At 65.5% G+C, this 14,789-nt stretch carries 12 protein-coding genes; 10 read left to right on the forward strand and 2 right to left on the reverse strand.

Translation table 11 applies throughout. The annotated features are described in order from the left end of the window. Window positions 1-59 precede the first annotated feature (59 nt). From WDA27_02835 to WDA27_02865, 7 genes are all read left to right on the forward strand, one after another. Window positions 60-230 carry a hypothetical protein gene (locus WDA27_02835; GenBank protein ID MFA5889882.1) on the forward strand — a complete coding sequence of 57 codons (171 nt, stop codon included), beginning with the start codon at window positions 60-62 and terminating at the stop codon, window positions 228-230. Further along, the gene (locus WDA27_02840; GenBank protein ID MFA5889883.1) at window positions 227-469 is read left to right on the forward strand and encodes a hypothetical protein; all 243 of its coding nucleotides are present in this window, start codon (window positions 227-229) and stop codon (window positions 467-469) included. Before WDA27_02835 ends, WDA27_02840 begins: the two co-directional genes overlap by 4 nt. Further along, window positions 463-960 (forward strand): hypothetical protein, encoded by a 498-nt coding sequence (locus WDA27_02845; protein ID MFA5889884.1) that lies wholly within the window; start codon window positions 463-465, stop codon window positions 958-960. Before WDA27_02840 ends, WDA27_02845 begins: the two co-directional genes overlap by 7 nt. A gap of 40 nt (window positions 961-1,000) precedes the next feature. Beyond that, window positions 1,001-1,624: a hypothetical protein gene (locus tag WDA27_02850; GenBank protein ID MFA5889885.1), complete on the forward strand. Its 624-nt coding sequence runs from the start codon at window positions 1,001-1,003 to the stop codon at window positions 1,622-1,624. A gap of 315 nt (window positions 1,625-1,939) precedes the next feature. Then, window positions 1,940-6,475, forward strand: coding sequence for a glutamate synthase large subunit (gene gltB, locus WDA27_02855; GenBank protein MFA5889886.1), 4,536 nt, complete (start codon window positions 1,940-1,942; stop codon window positions 6,473-6,475). Continuing rightward, window positions 6,468-7,934 carry a glutamate synthase subunit beta gene (locus WDA27_02860; protein MFA5889887.1) on the forward strand — a complete coding sequence of 489 codons (1,467 nt, stop codon included), beginning with the start codon at window positions 6,468-6,470 and terminating at the stop codon, window positions 7,932-7,934. Before gltB ends, WDA27_02860 begins: the two co-directional genes overlap by 8 nt. Before the next feature lie 113 nt (window positions 7,935-8,047). After that, window positions 8,048-8,554, forward strand: coding sequence for a hypothetical protein (locus tag WDA27_02865; GenBank protein MFA5889888.1), 507 nt, complete (start codon window positions 8,048-8,050; stop codon window positions 8,552-8,554). 41 nt (window positions 8,555-8,595) lie between these two features. Here WDA27_02865 and WDA27_02870 read toward each other — a convergent pair whose 3' ends face one another. Together WDA27_02870 and WDA27_02875 are read right to left on the reverse strand one after the other, a co-directional pair. Beyond that, window positions 8,596-8,871, reverse strand: coding sequence for a type II toxin-antitoxin system RelE/ParE family toxin (locus tag WDA27_02870; protein MFA5889889.1), 276 nt, complete (start codon window positions 8,869-8,871; stop codon window positions 8,596-8,598). Beyond that, a complete protein-coding gene (locus WDA27_02875; GenBank protein MFA5889890.1) occupies window positions 8,872-9,126 on the reverse strand; it encodes a type II toxin-antitoxin system Phd/YefM family antitoxin in 255 nt (84 codons plus the stop codon). 302 nt (window positions 9,127-9,428) lie between these two features. On the opposite strand from WDA27_02875, the gene WDA27_02880 reads away from it, so the two are divergent. The 3 genes from WDA27_02880 (at window position 9,429) to WDA27_02890 (ending at window position 14,787) form a co-directional block, all read left to right on the forward strand. Beyond that, window positions 9,429-10,691: an aminotransferase class III-fold pyridoxal phosphate-dependent enzyme gene (locus tag WDA27_02880; GenBank protein ID MFA5889891.1), complete on the forward strand. Its 1,263-nt coding sequence runs from the start codon at window positions 9,429-9,431 to the stop codon at window positions 10,689-10,691. 43 nt (window positions 10,692-10,734) lie between these two features. After that, window positions 10,735-13,266, forward strand: coding sequence for a PEP/pyruvate-binding domain-containing protein (locus WDA27_02885; GenBank protein MFA5889892.1), 2,532 nt, complete (start codon window positions 10,735-10,737; stop codon window positions 13,264-13,266). A 159-nt stretch (window positions 13,267-13,425) separates the two neighbouring features. Further along, the gene (locus tag WDA27_02890) at window positions 13,426-14,787 is read left to right on the forward strand and encodes an ABC transporter substrate-binding protein (protein ID MFA5889893.1); all 1,362 of its coding nucleotides are present in this window, start codon (window positions 13,426-13,428) and stop codon (window positions 14,785-14,787) included. The last annotated feature ends 2 nt before the right edge of the window (window positions 14,788-14,789 follow it).

Here is a 14,789-nt window from a genome sequence, read left to right on the forward strand (position 1 = left end):
GCCCGCTCCCCCGGCGCGAGAGGTCCGCGCGCAGGCGTACGTTGCCGGAGAGGGCCAGCGTGAACTGGGAACAGCAGGGCATTACCAGCGAGCACAAGAGGTGGGCGTTCAGTGTGTCCGTCCCGTCCGGCGCAGTGAAGGCCGGTGTGGGGCTGTGCGCCTACGGCGACACCGGCAGCGACTGGGCGCGCTGGGATGACGCCGGGTTCTATGCGGTGGGGAAGTCGTGAAGGCGAGTGCCCTTCTGATCGCGTGCCTGACCACGTTCATGGGGCTGCTTCCTCACGGAACCGCAGAGGCAGTCACGGGCTGTGTCCCACTTAGCGAGCAGATTGCGGAGTGGCGAAACCTGGTCCGCGAACGGGGGCGATTCGGCGACGAGCGGGACCACGCCATCGTTGTGATGGGGAAGTTCTCTTCGGGTCTCCCCGCGTACGTGCCCGCGTTCCCTGAGAGCTGTCAGTGTTAGGGCGATTGACCAGAGAGGTGCCGGGACGCGCGATGCGCAGCGCGTGCGAAGTGTTGTTGAGCGTGTTGCTCGCGGGGACCATCGGTGCGTGCTCGGCGCGCACCGATGGTCCCGTCGTCTCTGCAAGCTCGAGCGGTGGGTTGCGGCGCTCCAGCGTGACGGTTGGGCCGGACGATCGATTCCCCCACACCCTGCCGCTGAGCGTGAGGCTGTCCTCGCGCTGCGCGCGCCCGGGCGAGGATCTGCAGGTGACCGCGGTCACCGCGGCGCAGGCGCGCATCAGCTTCGCCGTGACCTATCCGGGCATGCGAACCGATAGCGACCTCATGGACGTCGACCCGACGAGGAACACGACAGGCACCTACACGTGGCGACTTCGAGTCCGTTCGTTCGACGATCCGGCACAGGCCTATCTGCTCGTTGCCGTCGTCAAGGGCGACAAGCGGGCAACCGCCAACGTGGTCTTCAAGATCGCGAACTCATGCGCATGAGCAAGGAGGAACCGGCGTACATGAGAGGGAAGATAGCGAGATGAGCGTGCGCACGCGCCTGGTGGCGATCACGATCGCCGCGACGACGCTGAGCATCACAGGATCGCCGGCGGGACCTTCGGACGTCGCAACCACGTTGTTCGCGGCGGGCGACTCCCTGGCCGGGAGTCTCTTCCTCGACGGAGGCTCCTCGGGGACGATCGACTTCATCGTCCAGGAGAGCGGACACGTCGTAGGTTCGGCGGGGGCAAGATCCGGCGCCTGGTTCGACGCGGTGGTCCGCGGGGCCGCGATCGGCGGAGGATACCGAGCCTATGCCGGCGCGCTGTCGGCCGGTGCGGTGGCGATCGATCCCACCAGAGGCGGCCGGATCGACATCCCGCTGCAGGGCCTCGGCACGCTGAGACTCTCGTTCGAATTGAATCAACCCGAGGACGTGCGGCTGGGCGGGTTCTGCTGGCGAGTAGTCTCGCCGTCGAGAGAACACGTGTGGGGCATCACGTTCGAGTCGCGCGACCCCGTCGGAGCCATCGGGTCGGGCACGTTGGGTCACCACAGCGTATCGAGCGCGGATCCAAGCGATCACTACCTGCATTTCCTCTGGATGGCCCCGACGACCTTCGCGCACACCTGGCACGACGTCCCGGCCGACACCTGCGCCTAACGCAACCCTCCGAAGTCCTTGGCTATCTTGGACGGCGGCGCTTGCTTTCGGCGGGCCACAGCGACGACGTCGCGGCGGAACTCCGCGGGAAGTGCTTTGGACATGGTGGCCATCCTTTTGGTGAGGGAGATCCTCACATATCAGGTGTCAACCAGACCTGGGGCAGTCCCGTTTGTCTTCTTCGGCACGTCGGCGCGGTGAACAGGTGTCCGGATATCGAAGTGAAGCCCTGCTCCGGGCCGTGTAGACTCCCTGGACCCGGGCCAACGTCGTCCCAGGTGCGGTATTTCTGTCTTCGTTCTAAGGGGACGACACGTGGCGAGACGATTTCCGGATTCCGAAGGCCTCTACGATCCGCGGTTTGAGCACGATGCCTGCGGGGTGGCTTTCGTCGTCGACATGAAGGGCCGTCGCAGCCACGACATTGTCCGGATGGCGATCACGGCGCTGGAGAATCTGGAGCATCGTGGAGCCGCCGGCGCCGAGCCCAACACCGGTGACGGCGCGGGCATCCTGATGCAGATGCCGGATCGGTTCCTGAGGGAAACAACCGGTTTCGACTTGCCCGAGCCGGGTGCTTACGCGGCCGGCATGGCGTTCCTGCCGCAGGACTCCGACGAGGAGGCGCGCGCCATCGCCGGTGTCGAGAAAGTCGCCGCCGATGAGGGCATTCGGGTACTCGGGTGGCGAGACGTGCCGATCGACGACTCGATGATCGGCCGCGGCGCGAAGGCAATGGAGCCGCGTTTTCGTCAGTTGTTCGTTTCATGCGACGGTCTGTCGGGATGGGATCTGGAGCGGCGCGTCTTCATGATGCGAAAGCGCGCGCGCGCCGAAGTCCCCGACGTCTACTTCCCCAGCCTGTCGACGCGCACGATGGTCTACAAAGGGATGCTCACCAGCACGCAGCTCGGGCCGTTCTTCTCCGACTTGTCGGATCCGCGTCTTGAGAGCGCGCTCGCGCTGGTTCACTCGCGGTTCTCGACCAACACCTTCCCGTCGTGGCCGCTTGCGCATCCGTACCGGTTGATTTCCCACAACGGAGAGATCAACACGCTGCAAGGGAACCGGAACTGGATGCGCGCGCGCGAAGCGCTGCTCGCGAGCGACTCGCTCCCGGGCGACATCTCGCGGATCTTCCCCATTTGCACGCCGGGTGCGAGCGACTCCGCGTCGTTCGATGAGGTTCTCGAACTGCTGTACATGGCCGGACGGTCGCTCCCGCACGCCGTTTTGATGATGATTCCCGAAGCGTGGGAGAACCACGCGACGATGTCGTCCGAACGGCGCGCGTTTTATCAGTTCCATTCCTCGCTGATGGAAGCATGGGACGGCCCGGCGTCGATCGCGTTCACCGACGGCACCGTGATCGGAGCGGTTCTCGACCGCAACGGACTGCGTCCTTCGCGGTACTGGGTTACCTCCGACGATCTGGTGATCATGGCTTCCGAGGTCGGGGTTCTGGACATCGATCCGGCGCGCATCGTTCAGAAGGGTCGACTGCAGCCGGGCCGCGTCTTCCTCGTCGACACTTCCAAAGGCCGCATCGTCGACGACGACGAGATCAAGACCGAACTGGCGGCCGAGCATCCCTACCAAGAGTGGGTGCATGCCGGGCTGGTTCACCTCGACGATCTTCCCGAGCGCGCGCACGTCGTTCCGTCGCAGGCGTCGATGCTGCGCCGTCAGCAGACGTTCGGCTACACCGAAGAAGAGATGCGCGTTCTGCTTGCTCCGATGGCGCAAAAGGGTGTCGAGCCGATCGGATCGATGGGCAACGACGCCCCGCTCGCGCCGCTTTCCGAGCGTCCGCGGCTGATCTTCGACTACTTCCGGCAGTTGTTCGCGCAGGTGACCAACCCGCCGCTGGACGCCATCCGCGAGGAACTGGTGACGTCGATGGGATCGACGCTGGGCCCCGAGGAGAACCTGCTGCAGCCCTCGGCGGCCTCGTGTCGTCAGATCGTTCTGCCGTATCCGGTCATCGACAACGATGAGTTGGCGAAGCTGATTCACGTCGATCGCGACGGCAACATGACCGGATACCGCGCGGCGATCTTCCAAGGGCTCTACGACGTCGCCGGCGGCGGCGACGCATTGCGCGCGGCGATCGAGGATGTGCGTCGCAAGGTCAGCGCGGCGATTGCCGACGGGATTCGGATCGTGATCCTGTCGGACCGTCACTCGTCGCGAGACCGCGCGCCGATTCCTTCTCTGCTTCTAACATCGGCGGTGCATCACCACCTGATTCGCGAAAAGACGCGGACAAATGTTGGAATGGTGATCGAGACCGGAGACGCGCGCGAAGTTCACCACATCGCGTTGCTCATTGGGTACGGAGCCGGAGCCGTTAACCCGTATCTCGCGTTCGAGTCGGTGGAGGCGTTGGTTGCCGCCGGTGTCGTCAAAGACCTCGATGCGCATGCGGCGGTGAAGAACTACGTCAAGGCAATGGGCAAGGGCGTGCTCAAGGTGATGTCCAAGATGGGCATCTCCACGGTCGCGTCTTACACCGGCGCGCAGGTGTTCGAAGCCATTGGGCTGTCCAAGAGCGTCGTCGACGAGTACTTCACCGGGACCGTCAGCCGGCTCGACGGCATCGATCTCGACGGGATCGCGCGCGAGGTGGCCATGCGCCACACGCTCGCCTACCCCGACCGTCCGGCCGAGCGCGCGCACCGGCGTCTGGAAGTCGGCGGCGACTACCAGTGGCGCCGTGAGGGTGAACGTCATTTGTTCGATCCCGACACAGTCGCGCTGCTGCAGCAATCGGCGCGCGAGGGACGCTACGACATCTTCAAGAAGTACACGGCGCTCATCGACGATCAGTCCACGCGGCTTGGGACCTTGCGAGGGTTGTTCCGCCTCAAGGAAGGCGCGTTGCCGCCGGTTTCCATCGACGAGGTCGAACCCGTTTCCGAGATCGTCAAGCGCTTTGCCACCGGCGCGATGTCGTACGGATCGATTTCGGCCGAGGCGCACGAGACGATCGCGATTGCGATGAACCGCATCGGCGCCAAGTCGAACAGCGGCGAGGGCGGCGAGGACCCCGAGCGCTCGATCCCGACTCCGGCGGGCGACTCGCGGATGAGTGCGGTCCGCCAGGTCGCGTCCGGTCGGTTCGGCGTGACAAGCCTGTACCTTTCGGAGGCGCAGGACCTGCAAATCAAGATGGCGCAGGGCGCGAAGCCCGGCGAGGGCGGCCAGCTGCCCGGCGGGAAGGTGTACCCGTGGATTGCCAAGACGCGGCATTCAACGCCCGGCGTCGGGCTGATCTCACCGCCGCCGCACCACGACATCTACTCGATCGAAGACTTGGCGCAACTCATCCATGACCTCAAGAACTCCAACCCTGCCGCGCGCATCAACGTCAAGCTCGTCGCCGAGGTCGGTGTCGGTACCGTTGCGGCCGGAGTGTCCAAGGCGCATGCCGACGTGGTGCTGATCTCGGGTCACGACGGCGGTACCGGCGCTTCTCCGTTGTCGTCGATCAAGTGGGCCGGCGGACCGTGGGAACTTGGTTTGGCCGAAACGCAGCAAACTCTGCTGATGAACCGTCTGCGGGACCGCATCGTGGTGCAGGTGGACGGACAGCTAAAGACCGGGCGGGACGTTGTGATCGGCGCGTTGCTCGGTGCAGAGGAGTTCGGTTTCGCGACCACGGCGCTGGTCGTCGTGGGCTGCGTGATGATGCGTGTCTGTCACGCGGACATGTGCCCGGTAGGGGTCGCGACGCAGAACCCCGAGCTTCGAAAGAGGTTCACCGGCCGTCCCGAACACGTCGTGAGCTTCTTCGAATTCATGGCGCAGGAGGTTCGCGAGATACTGGCTTCGCTCGGCCTTCGCTCGATCGAGGAGGCGGTCGGCCGCGCGGACCTGATTGACGTGGAGCCTGCCGTCAACCACTGGAAGGCTGCGGGGCTGGATCTGTCGCCGATCTTGCACGTTCCGGACCTCGAGCCCGGCGCCGTGCGTCATTGCGTCGCGACGCAAGACCATGGCCTGGAGAGGGCCCTCGACAACGTCTTGATCGAACGGTGCCGCGACGCGCTCGAAAACGGAACGCCGGTATCGCTGAGCTTGCCGATCCGCAACGTCAACCGCACGGTCGGCACGATGCTCGGGTATGAACTCACGCGCCGGCACGGCAGCGAAGGACTTCCCGACGGAACCATCCGCCTTGAGTTCACCGGTTCGGCGGGGCAGAGTTTCGGAGCCTTTGTGCCGCGCGGGATTGCGATGCGTCTGGAGGGCGACGCCAACGACTACCTCGGCAAGGGGTTGTCCGGCGGGCGCATCTCGGTCACTCCGCCGGCTTCGTCGCCGCTCATCGCCGAGCAGAACATCATCGCCGGCAACGTGATCTTGTACGGAGCCACGAGCGGAGAAGTCTTTATTCGCGGCGTGGTGGGTGAGCGTTTCTGCGTGCGCAACTCGGGTGCGACGGCGGTTGTCGAGGGTGTCGGAGATCACGGGTGCGAGTACATGACCGGCGGGCGCGCGGTGATCTTGGGTCCGACGGGTCGCAACTTCGGCGCTGGGATGTCGGGCGGCGTCGCTTTCGTGTGGGACCCTGCCGGCAAGTTCCCGAACTTGCTGAACCGGGAGATGGTTGATCTGGAGGAGTGCTCGAACGAAGACGGGGCCTGGTTGCGCGGGATCGTCGAACGCCACCACCAAGAGACCGGCTCCGCGGTCGCCGAGCGCTTGCTGCGCGAATGGGATGTGGCCGTCGGTCATTTCCTCAAGGTGATGCCGATCGATTACCGGCGAGTGCTCGAAGCGAGACGCCGTGCGGAAGAACAAGGACTGTCCGTGGACGACGAGATCATGGCGGTGGCCCGTGGGTGAGCCCGGCGGGTTCATGCGGTACGAGCGCGAAACCCCTCGTCGCCGTCCGGTAGATGAGCGAGTTCAGGACTGGCGCGAGGTCTATGAGCCGTTCCCGAAGGAACATCTGCAAACTCAGGCTGCGCGCTGCATGGACTGCGGGATTCCGTTCTGTCACAGCGGCTGTCCACTGGGGAACTTGATCCCGGAGTGGAACGAGCTGACTTATCGCGATGACTGGCGCGCGGCGATTGAACGGCTGCACGCGACCAACAACTTCCCGGACTTCACCGGCCGTCTGTGCCCGGCGCCGTGCGAGGGTGCGTGCGTGCTGGGGATCAACGCGGAACCGGTTGCGATCAAGCAGATCGAGTACACGATCATCGAGCGCGCATTCGATGAGAACTGGGTAACGCCGACGGTTCCCAGCGTTCGCACCGGCCGGCGCATCGCGGTCGTCGGCTCGGGACCGGCGGGATTGGCCGCGGCACAGCAACTTACGCGCGCCGGACACTCCGTCGTGGTCTTCGAGCGCCAGGAAAAGTCGGGCGGGCTCCTTCGCTACGGCATCCCCGAGTTCAAGATGGAGAAGTCCATCCTGGATCGGCGCCTGGATCAGATGCGGGCGGAGGGAACCGAGTTCCGGTGCGGCGTCAACGTCGGCGTGGATGTATCCGCCAAGAGCTTGCGTCGTGACTACGACGCGGTCGTGCTTGCCGGCGGTTCCACCATTCCGCGCGACCTGCCGATCCCCGGCCGGGAACTTCGCGGGATCTACTTCGCGATGGGATATCTCAAGAACGCGAACTACGTTTCCGAGGGCACGCGCGAAGCGCCGATGATCACCGCCGAAGGAAAGCGCGTGGTCGTGATCGGCGGCGGCGACACCGGTGCGGATTGCCTCGGCACCGCGCACCGTCAGGGCGCGGTCTCGGTCCACCAGCTCGAGATCCTGCCCAGGCCGCCTGTGACTCGCGCCGCGAACAACCCCTGGCCGAACTGGCCCGTGATCTTCCGCACATCCTCGGCGCACGAGGAAGGCGGTGAGCGCCTGTTCTCGGTCGCGACGAGCGAGTTCCTCGGAGACGATGACGGGAACGTGCGCGCGCTACGCGGGCACGAGATCGAAATGGTCACCACCGACGGCCGTCCGGAGTTCCGCCCCATCCCCGGCACTGAGTTCGAGATCCCGTGCGACCTCGTGCTGCTGGCCATGGGATTTGTCGGGCCCCAGCGCGAGGGCTTGCTGGAGGAATTGGGGGTCGAGTTCGACGCGCGCGGCAACGTGGCGCGCGACGAAGCGTGGATGAGCAACGTCGACGGCGTGTTCGTCTGCGGCGACATGGGCCGCGGCCAGAGCCTAATCGTGTGGGCGATCGCCGAAGGCCGCTCCGCGGCGGCGTCGGTGGACGCGTTCTTGATGGGCCGGACGCTGCTCCCGTCCCCGCTCACTCCCGCACCCTCGCTCGCCGCGCGCTGACCGCAGCGCTGGTTTCAACCCATAGGAACATGGCCTCGTGGTGTGCGCCCGACGGTTTGGCAGGGATACGCTCATCTTTGTCCGGGAGCGAATGAGGGGCATGGGGGGGCGAGGTGAGCGTCGTGAGGTCCATGGGGCGTCGTCGGGTGGTGCTCGTAATGCTGGTCGTGTTGCTTGCCGCATTGGGGGTCGGCTGCACTGGGGAGAGCGGGCCTTCCGCGGTCCCCTCGTCCGGGAGTCCGACAGCAACCGTGCTTCCCGAGGGAGCCGGGCCGAGTCCTCTTGAGGCGTCCGTGCTGGCGGCGCTGCGAACAGAAGATCCCGGTGCGGACACATCCGAGCACGGGTTTGACGACGCGTGGGTTGAAGCGACCATCCAGGGCCAGAACCTAACCATTCACGTTGCGGCGCCCGGCATCTCAACCCCCGGCAAGCAGACGGCCGTCGCTGAGTACTCTGGAGTGAAGGCACGACGTGTATCCACGGTGGGGCTCGGGGATGTCTGGCGCTTCGAGTGCCGTCTCCCCGACTTCGGAAACCGTCTGGTGGACGTGGCATTCGCTTCCGAGCCGGCAAAGGTGGTCCCCGTCGTGTACCGCCTGTTGGCCTGCGTCGCGTAGCGATGGGCCAATCTGAATCGATTCACGTTTCCGCAAAGACCTCAGCGACCTTGGCTCGGTCGGTATGCGTGCCTCCGGTGTACGGCGCGGTGAATGATCACGGAATGAGTTTGGTAGTCGATCTCGTAGATGATCCGGAAGTCCCCGCGGCGTGCCGAGAATAGGCCCTCGAGTTCACCGCGCAGCGGTTTCCCTGCACGGCGCGGGTTCTCGGCGATGGATCCGAAGGTTGTCTCGAGGACGGCATCTCGCACCTTCTCGGGGAGCCTGCGAAGGTGGCGGAGACCCTCGGGAGTGATCTCGACCCCGTAGGCCACCTACAAGTGGTCCTTGAGCCGAAGGCGTTTTCCCGCGGCGGCCTCACGGCGCGACTTGCGAAGGGATTCCAGCAACTTCCTGTCTTGCAGGATGTCGATGGTCTCGTCGAGGGCTTCCAGTTCGTCGGGGTTGACCAGGACCGCAGCGGGGCGACCGTTGCGCGTGATGTAGACGCGCTCTCGCTCGCGCACGACGCCGTCGACGAGTTCGGAGAGATGGGCCTTCGCTTCGGTAAACGGAACCGTCTCGGACATGACTGGTCAGTATCCTAACCAGTCCGGCTTCCGGAGGTCAATGGCGCAGTGCGCGTTGCGTTCGACCTCGGTTTGACCTGCGCTTGCGAAAGGCGTAGTTCTTTCGCACCACAGGGCGATGAGCAAGTCGCCCCTGGTGGCGAAGAGCGTGGGATTCCAGAGTGCGTGGAACATCTTGGCCACGATCTGGCCCTCCCACGAATAACGCGCGCCTGCTCCACGAAAGCAGTCGCGCGCGTACTGCGTCTTGCTGGACTCGCTGCTGTTGGTGACGGCGGCGTCGTGACGAAGGAGAGCCTGCGATGAGCGAGAACAAGAGCATTCCCAGCCTCGAAGAAGTCTGCCGCTTCGTTTCGCCGTCGCGCGCAACCGCATTCCGCGCGATCGGCTTTCCCCTTGTGCAGGGACGCCGGGAAGGCACGCGCTTGTTCGACCTGGAAGGTCATCCCTTCATCAACTGCCGCAGCTCCGGCGGTGTGTTCAACTTCGGACACAAGGCGCCGTTCGCGGTCGAGGCGCTGCGCAAGGCGCTGGACGAGTATGACGTGGGCGACTGGCTGGTGCCCTCCGCGGCGCGCGGCATCGCGGCCGAGAAGCTGTCCGACACGTTGCCCGGCGGCGACTGGATCAGCTTCTTCGTTCCCGGTGGCGGCGAGGCCGTGGACGTCGCGCTGAAGCTTTCGCGGCTGTACACGGGTCGCGTGAAGGTTGTGTGCTCCGAGGCCGGATATCACGGTCACACCGGGTTCGCGTTGTCGGCCGGCGATCCATCGCTGTCCAAGGGCATCGGGCCGCTGGTGCCCGGCTTCGAGCGCGTGGAGTTCGGCAACGCGGAGGCCTTCGAGAAGGCCATCGACGCCGACACGGCCGTCGTGATATTGGAGACCATCCCTGCGACCGCCGGCATGATCATGGCGCCGGAGGACTTCTACCCGCGCGTGCGCGCGGCGTGCGATCGCGTCGGCGCGCTGCTGATCTGCGACGAGGTCCAGGCCGGACTCGGGCGCACGGGGAAGATCTGGGCGTTCGAGAACTGGGGTATCTGCCCGGACATCATCATCACCGGGAAGGGCTTGTCGGGCGGCGTGTACCCGATCTCGGCCTGCACCTATCGCTCGGAGCTGGACGTTGCGCTCAAGGACTGGCCGTTCTTCCACCCATCCTCTTTTGGCGGCGCCGAACTCGGCGCGGTCGTGGCCGCGGCGGTCATCGACGAGGTGCGCAAGCCCGGGTTTCTCGAGCATGTGCGAGAGATGGGCGAGGTCTTCCAAGCGGGCTTCGACAACCTGGCGAAGAAGTACCCGGACCTGCTGCTGGAATTCCGGCGCAAGGGCTTGATGATGGGCTACGACCTGCCGAGTCCCGTGCACGCGTACACCATCATGCGGTTGCTGCTCGAGCGAGGGGTGCTATCGGTGCTCTCCAACAACCGGCCCTTCTCGATGCAGATGATGCCGGCGCTGGTGATCTCTCGCGAAGAGGTGGACTTCGTCCTCGACGCTCTTGACGGCGCATTCGCCGCCCTGCCCGACGAAGTTCCCGCCGACGCCGCAAACATCCAGTAGTCCCGGCGTGCCGGGCGACGACGAAGATGTGGGGGCGGATCGGGTGACGGCACCATTCTTGCTTGATCTTGCGCAGTGCGACGGGGTTTCCACGGACCTAATTGGGGGAAAGGCGCTGGGGTTGGCGCGCGCCCACGCCGCCGGCTTCACGGTTCCCGACACGGTGTGCCTCACGGCCGATGCGCTCGCTGCGCACTTGGCCGCCGCCGGCGCGGACCCTGGCGATTCCGCGGCGTGTCTTGCGGCGCTCGAAAAGCCGTTGGATCCGTCACTCATGGATGCGCTGGCGCGCGCCTGTGAGCCGTTTCTCGCGCGCGGGCCGCTCGCCGTGCGCTCGTCGGCTCCGGTCGAGGACGCCGAAACCGCTTCGTGGGCCGGCCAGTTCTCCTCGATTCTGGGTGTGGTCACGCTGGCGGATCTGGAAGCCGCCGTTCGCGAATGCTGGCGCTCCGCGTTCGAAGGTCCGGCGACGGCTTACGCCGAGACCGGCGGGCGGATGGCTTTGGTGATCCAACGCTTGGTACCGGCGGTGTGTGCGGGCGTCGCGTTTTCGATCGATCCGCGCACCGGCCGCGAGGGAATCGCCGTTGTCGAGGCGGTTCCGGGAATCGGCTCGGTTCTCGTTGACGGGCGTGGTGCTCCCGACCGCTTCGAGATCGACACCGAGGGCGAGCGGATCCTGGAGCACGAGCGCGGCGAGCATCACGTGTGGGTGCGCGCGTCGGACACGGGGGTCATTGAAGAGGTCGAGCCGCCGTCGGTGGAAGTCGACGAAGCCGCCGCACTGAAGGCCGGGATTATCGCCCGCGATTTGCAGGAGTTCCTTGGGTGCCCCGTCGACGTGGAGTGGGCAAAGGGGAGCGACGACGAGCAAGTTCGCGTCCTTCAAGTCCGGCCGCTCACCGCGATTTCGTTCCGCGCGGTCGAAGGCGTCTGGACGACGGCGAACTTCGTCGAGATCATCCCGGGCACAGTGACGGCGCTGACGGCGTCGATGTCGCTCACCAACGACTACTGCCGCGCGCTGCAGGAGTTCGGTGAACAGATCGGCTTGATCGGCGCCGATGAACGAGCGACCGACGGCCGGCGGCTGTACGGGCGTGCTTATTGGCGAGTGGATCGCATCAAGGAGGCCCTCGCGCGCCTGCCGGAGTTTTGCGAGCGCGACTTCGATACCGGGATCGGTATCCGCCCGACCTACGAGGGCGACGGGCGCACCACCGGGTTCACCTTCACCACGATCGTGCGTGGTTTGCCTGTGCTGATCCGCGCGAAGCGCGTCGCCCGCCGCGAGCACGTCTCGGCGGGCGAATTCCGGCGGCGGTTTCTGGAGGAAGTCGAGCCGGCCGCGCTCGCGCGCGACTGCGACGCGATGAGCGACGCAGATCTCGCCGAGGCCGTCGTCTCGGCGCTCGAACTCCGCTGGCAGGTCAACCGGGTGGCATTGCGCATCAGCTTCATCGCAGACATGGCGCAGGACGAATTGCGGGCCGCGCTTGCGAAGGCCGAGCACCTGAATCCGCCGCCGTCGGAAGCGGCGCTCGTAACCGGGTTGGGTGATTTGGCGACCGGGCGCGCGCTACGCGCGCTTGAGGCGCTCGCCGCCGATCTCCGCGCCAATCCCGCCGTGACGCAGGCGATCTTGTCTGCGAGCGAGCCGTCGGATGTGCGCGCGGCGCTGAGCGCGGTGGAAGGCGGCAGCGAGGTCATGGCGCGAATCGAGCAACTCATCGACGCGTTCGGATACATGGCCGACGCCGACGAGGAACTCGCTTTGCCGCGGTGGGAAGAGGATCCCTCGGTTCCGTTCGCGGCGCTGCAGGGGATCTTGCGCGCGCCAGAGGCTGTCACGCACGCCCGGGCGAACTTCGATTCCGAGCGCGCGCGCGTGCGTGCGGCGATGCCGCGTCTGTCGCGCCGGGGGTTCGACAAGAAGGTGCAGGCCGCGCGCCTGTTCTCGTTCTGGCGGGAGGAGACCCGCGAGCCGCTGTCGCGCGTGAACCGGATCGTTCGTCGCGTGCTCGTTGCCTACGGGCGCAGAATGGCGGCTCAAGGTGTGTTCGCGCGCGAAGACGACGTTTTCCGGCTGACGCGCGATTCGCTGCTCGCACTGGCGCGCGGCAGCCTGAGCACACAAGAAGTGACCCGCGAAATTCGCTCGTCGCGACGCGTGGAGGCTTCCTGGGCGAACTACACCGCGCCGGATGTCATCGGGGTCGAGCAGGCCGCCGAGGTCGAGGATTCCTCGACCGAGGGAATGCGCGGCGTGGCGTGCTCCCCGGGCGTCGCCGAGGGCCCGGTCGTCGTAGTTCGTGATCTCGGCGACCTTGGCAAGGTTAGGGCCGGGGACATCCTCGTGGTTCCCTTCACGAATCCCGGCTGGACCCCGGCATTTGCCTTGGCGGCGGGCCTGGTGACCGAAGAGGGAGGCTTGCTGTCCCACGGGTCCATCGTCGCGCGCGAGCGGGGGTTGCCGGCGGTTTTGCGCGTGAGTCACGCCACCGAGAGGTTGCGCGACGGTCAGCGGGTTCGCGTTGACGGGACCGTCGGAGTGGTCACGGTGCTGGATGAATAAGACAGATCAGGAAGAACATGCACTTTCGGAAGGACTAACCGCGTTCGATAGTGAATCATTTAGACTAGACACTTGTGGGGTCTCTCGAGCCCACCGTCTTCGAGCAGCCGGGAGTGAGGGCCTGGTGCGACGGGTAAACGCATTCCTGCGGGGGTACCGATGAGACGTTTTGCACCGATCGTTTGGCTCGCGATTCTCGCCTTCGTGGTCGCGTCGTGCGGCACGCGAGTTGATCGTGCGGCGTACATGGCCGAGTTGAAGGCCGGTGGAGGTTACGTCGACACCGGCGGGTACGCCGCGGGCGACGACCCAGGTACGGGAGTGGTCGATCCCGGCGCGCCGATTGACTCCGGGTCCGGCGGCGGGCTGAACCCCGGGACCGGTCCCAGCACGGGTCCGTCCGGACAGCCTTCCACGGTGTATCGAGGGCCGAAGGTTTCAACCAAGATCCAGGGCAACGTCGTCACGGTTGGGATGCACGTCCCCGAAACCGGCGCCGCACCGCTGCCTACTAACTACAAGGACACCCTCGACGCCATCGTCAAGTACTTCAACACCGAGGGCAAGGTCTTTGGGCGCACGTTGCGGTTCGTTCTCGAGGACGATGGCTACGATCCCCAGGTCGCCCTGGCGGCGTGTCGCAAGCTCGCCGGCGAGGAGCCGTTGTACGTCATCGGTCACACGATGCCTGCCGGTCAGGAAGTGTGCGCAAGGCTGTTCGAGGATCGCGGTATTCCGTATCTGATGCGCGGCACGTACCCGGAGATCCTCAAGGGCCGGCAACTCTCGTGGTTCGGAACTTGCCCCGACGATATCCAGGGCCGCCTGCTGGCGGACTACGTACTGAAGCACCTGAATGGGGTCGGCAAGAAGGCTGCCGTGGTGTTCCAGGACGACCAGGTTTCTTCCCGTGACAATTTTGTTGCTCGAATCAAGGCCGGCGGCGGCAAGATCGTCCTGGTCGACCAGAGCGTCCCGCGCCAGAGCGACTACGCGGCGACGGTTCAAAAGCTGCAGGACGCGGGTGCGGAGTTCGTCTTGTTGAGCTTGCCGCCCGTGGACGCGATCAAGCTCTCCGTGCAGGCGCAAGGCCAGGGGTATCACCCGACGTGGCTCGGCGGCGGCACCTGGTGGAACTACAACATGGTCTTGGAGTCGGCAGGAATGGCGCTCGATGGTTCCATCGTCCTGTCACCGTGGGCCTCGATCGACTCGGCCGCGACCGACGAGTTCAAACAAGTCATGCGTAAGTACGCCCCGGACATCACCCCGGACGACATCGGGCTGATCATGTGGGGATGGGCGAACCTCGTCCGCGAAGCGATGGTGCAAGCCGGACCACAGCTGTCGAGAGATTCGTTCGTGCGCGCGCTGAACAAGTTGCGGTACTCGAAGCCGTACTGGGTGCCCATCTCGTACACGGCAACCAATCATCGCGGCGCCAACTCGGTTGCGGTGTTCCGTGCCGACGGACAAGCCAAGCGCTGGCGACAGATCAGCGGCTTTGTGACCGGTTTCTGAGG

This window comes from Actinomycetota bacterium, assembly GCA_041658565.1.
In the GTDB taxonomy this organism is placed as follows: domain Bacteria; phylum Actinomycetota; class AC-67; order AC-67; family AC-67; genus JBAZZY01.

Coding starts and splice junctions, on each gene's coding strand:
- WDA27_02850 (MFA5889885.1), top strand. CDS start 1,001: ATGAGCGTGCGCACGCGCCTGGTGGCGATCACGATCGCCGCGACGACG.
- WDA27_02875 (MFA5889890.1), bottom strand. CDS start 9,126: ATGTCCGAGACGGTTCCGTTTACCGAAGCGAAGGCCCATCTCTCCGAA.
- WDA27_02880 (MFA5889891.1), top strand. CDS start 9,429: ATGAGCGAGAACAAGAGCATTCCCAGCCTCGAAGAAGTCTGCCGCTTC.
- WDA27_02890 (MFA5889893.1), top strand. CDS start 13,426: ATGAGACGTTTTGCACCGATCGTTTGGCTCGCGATTCTCGCCTTCGTG.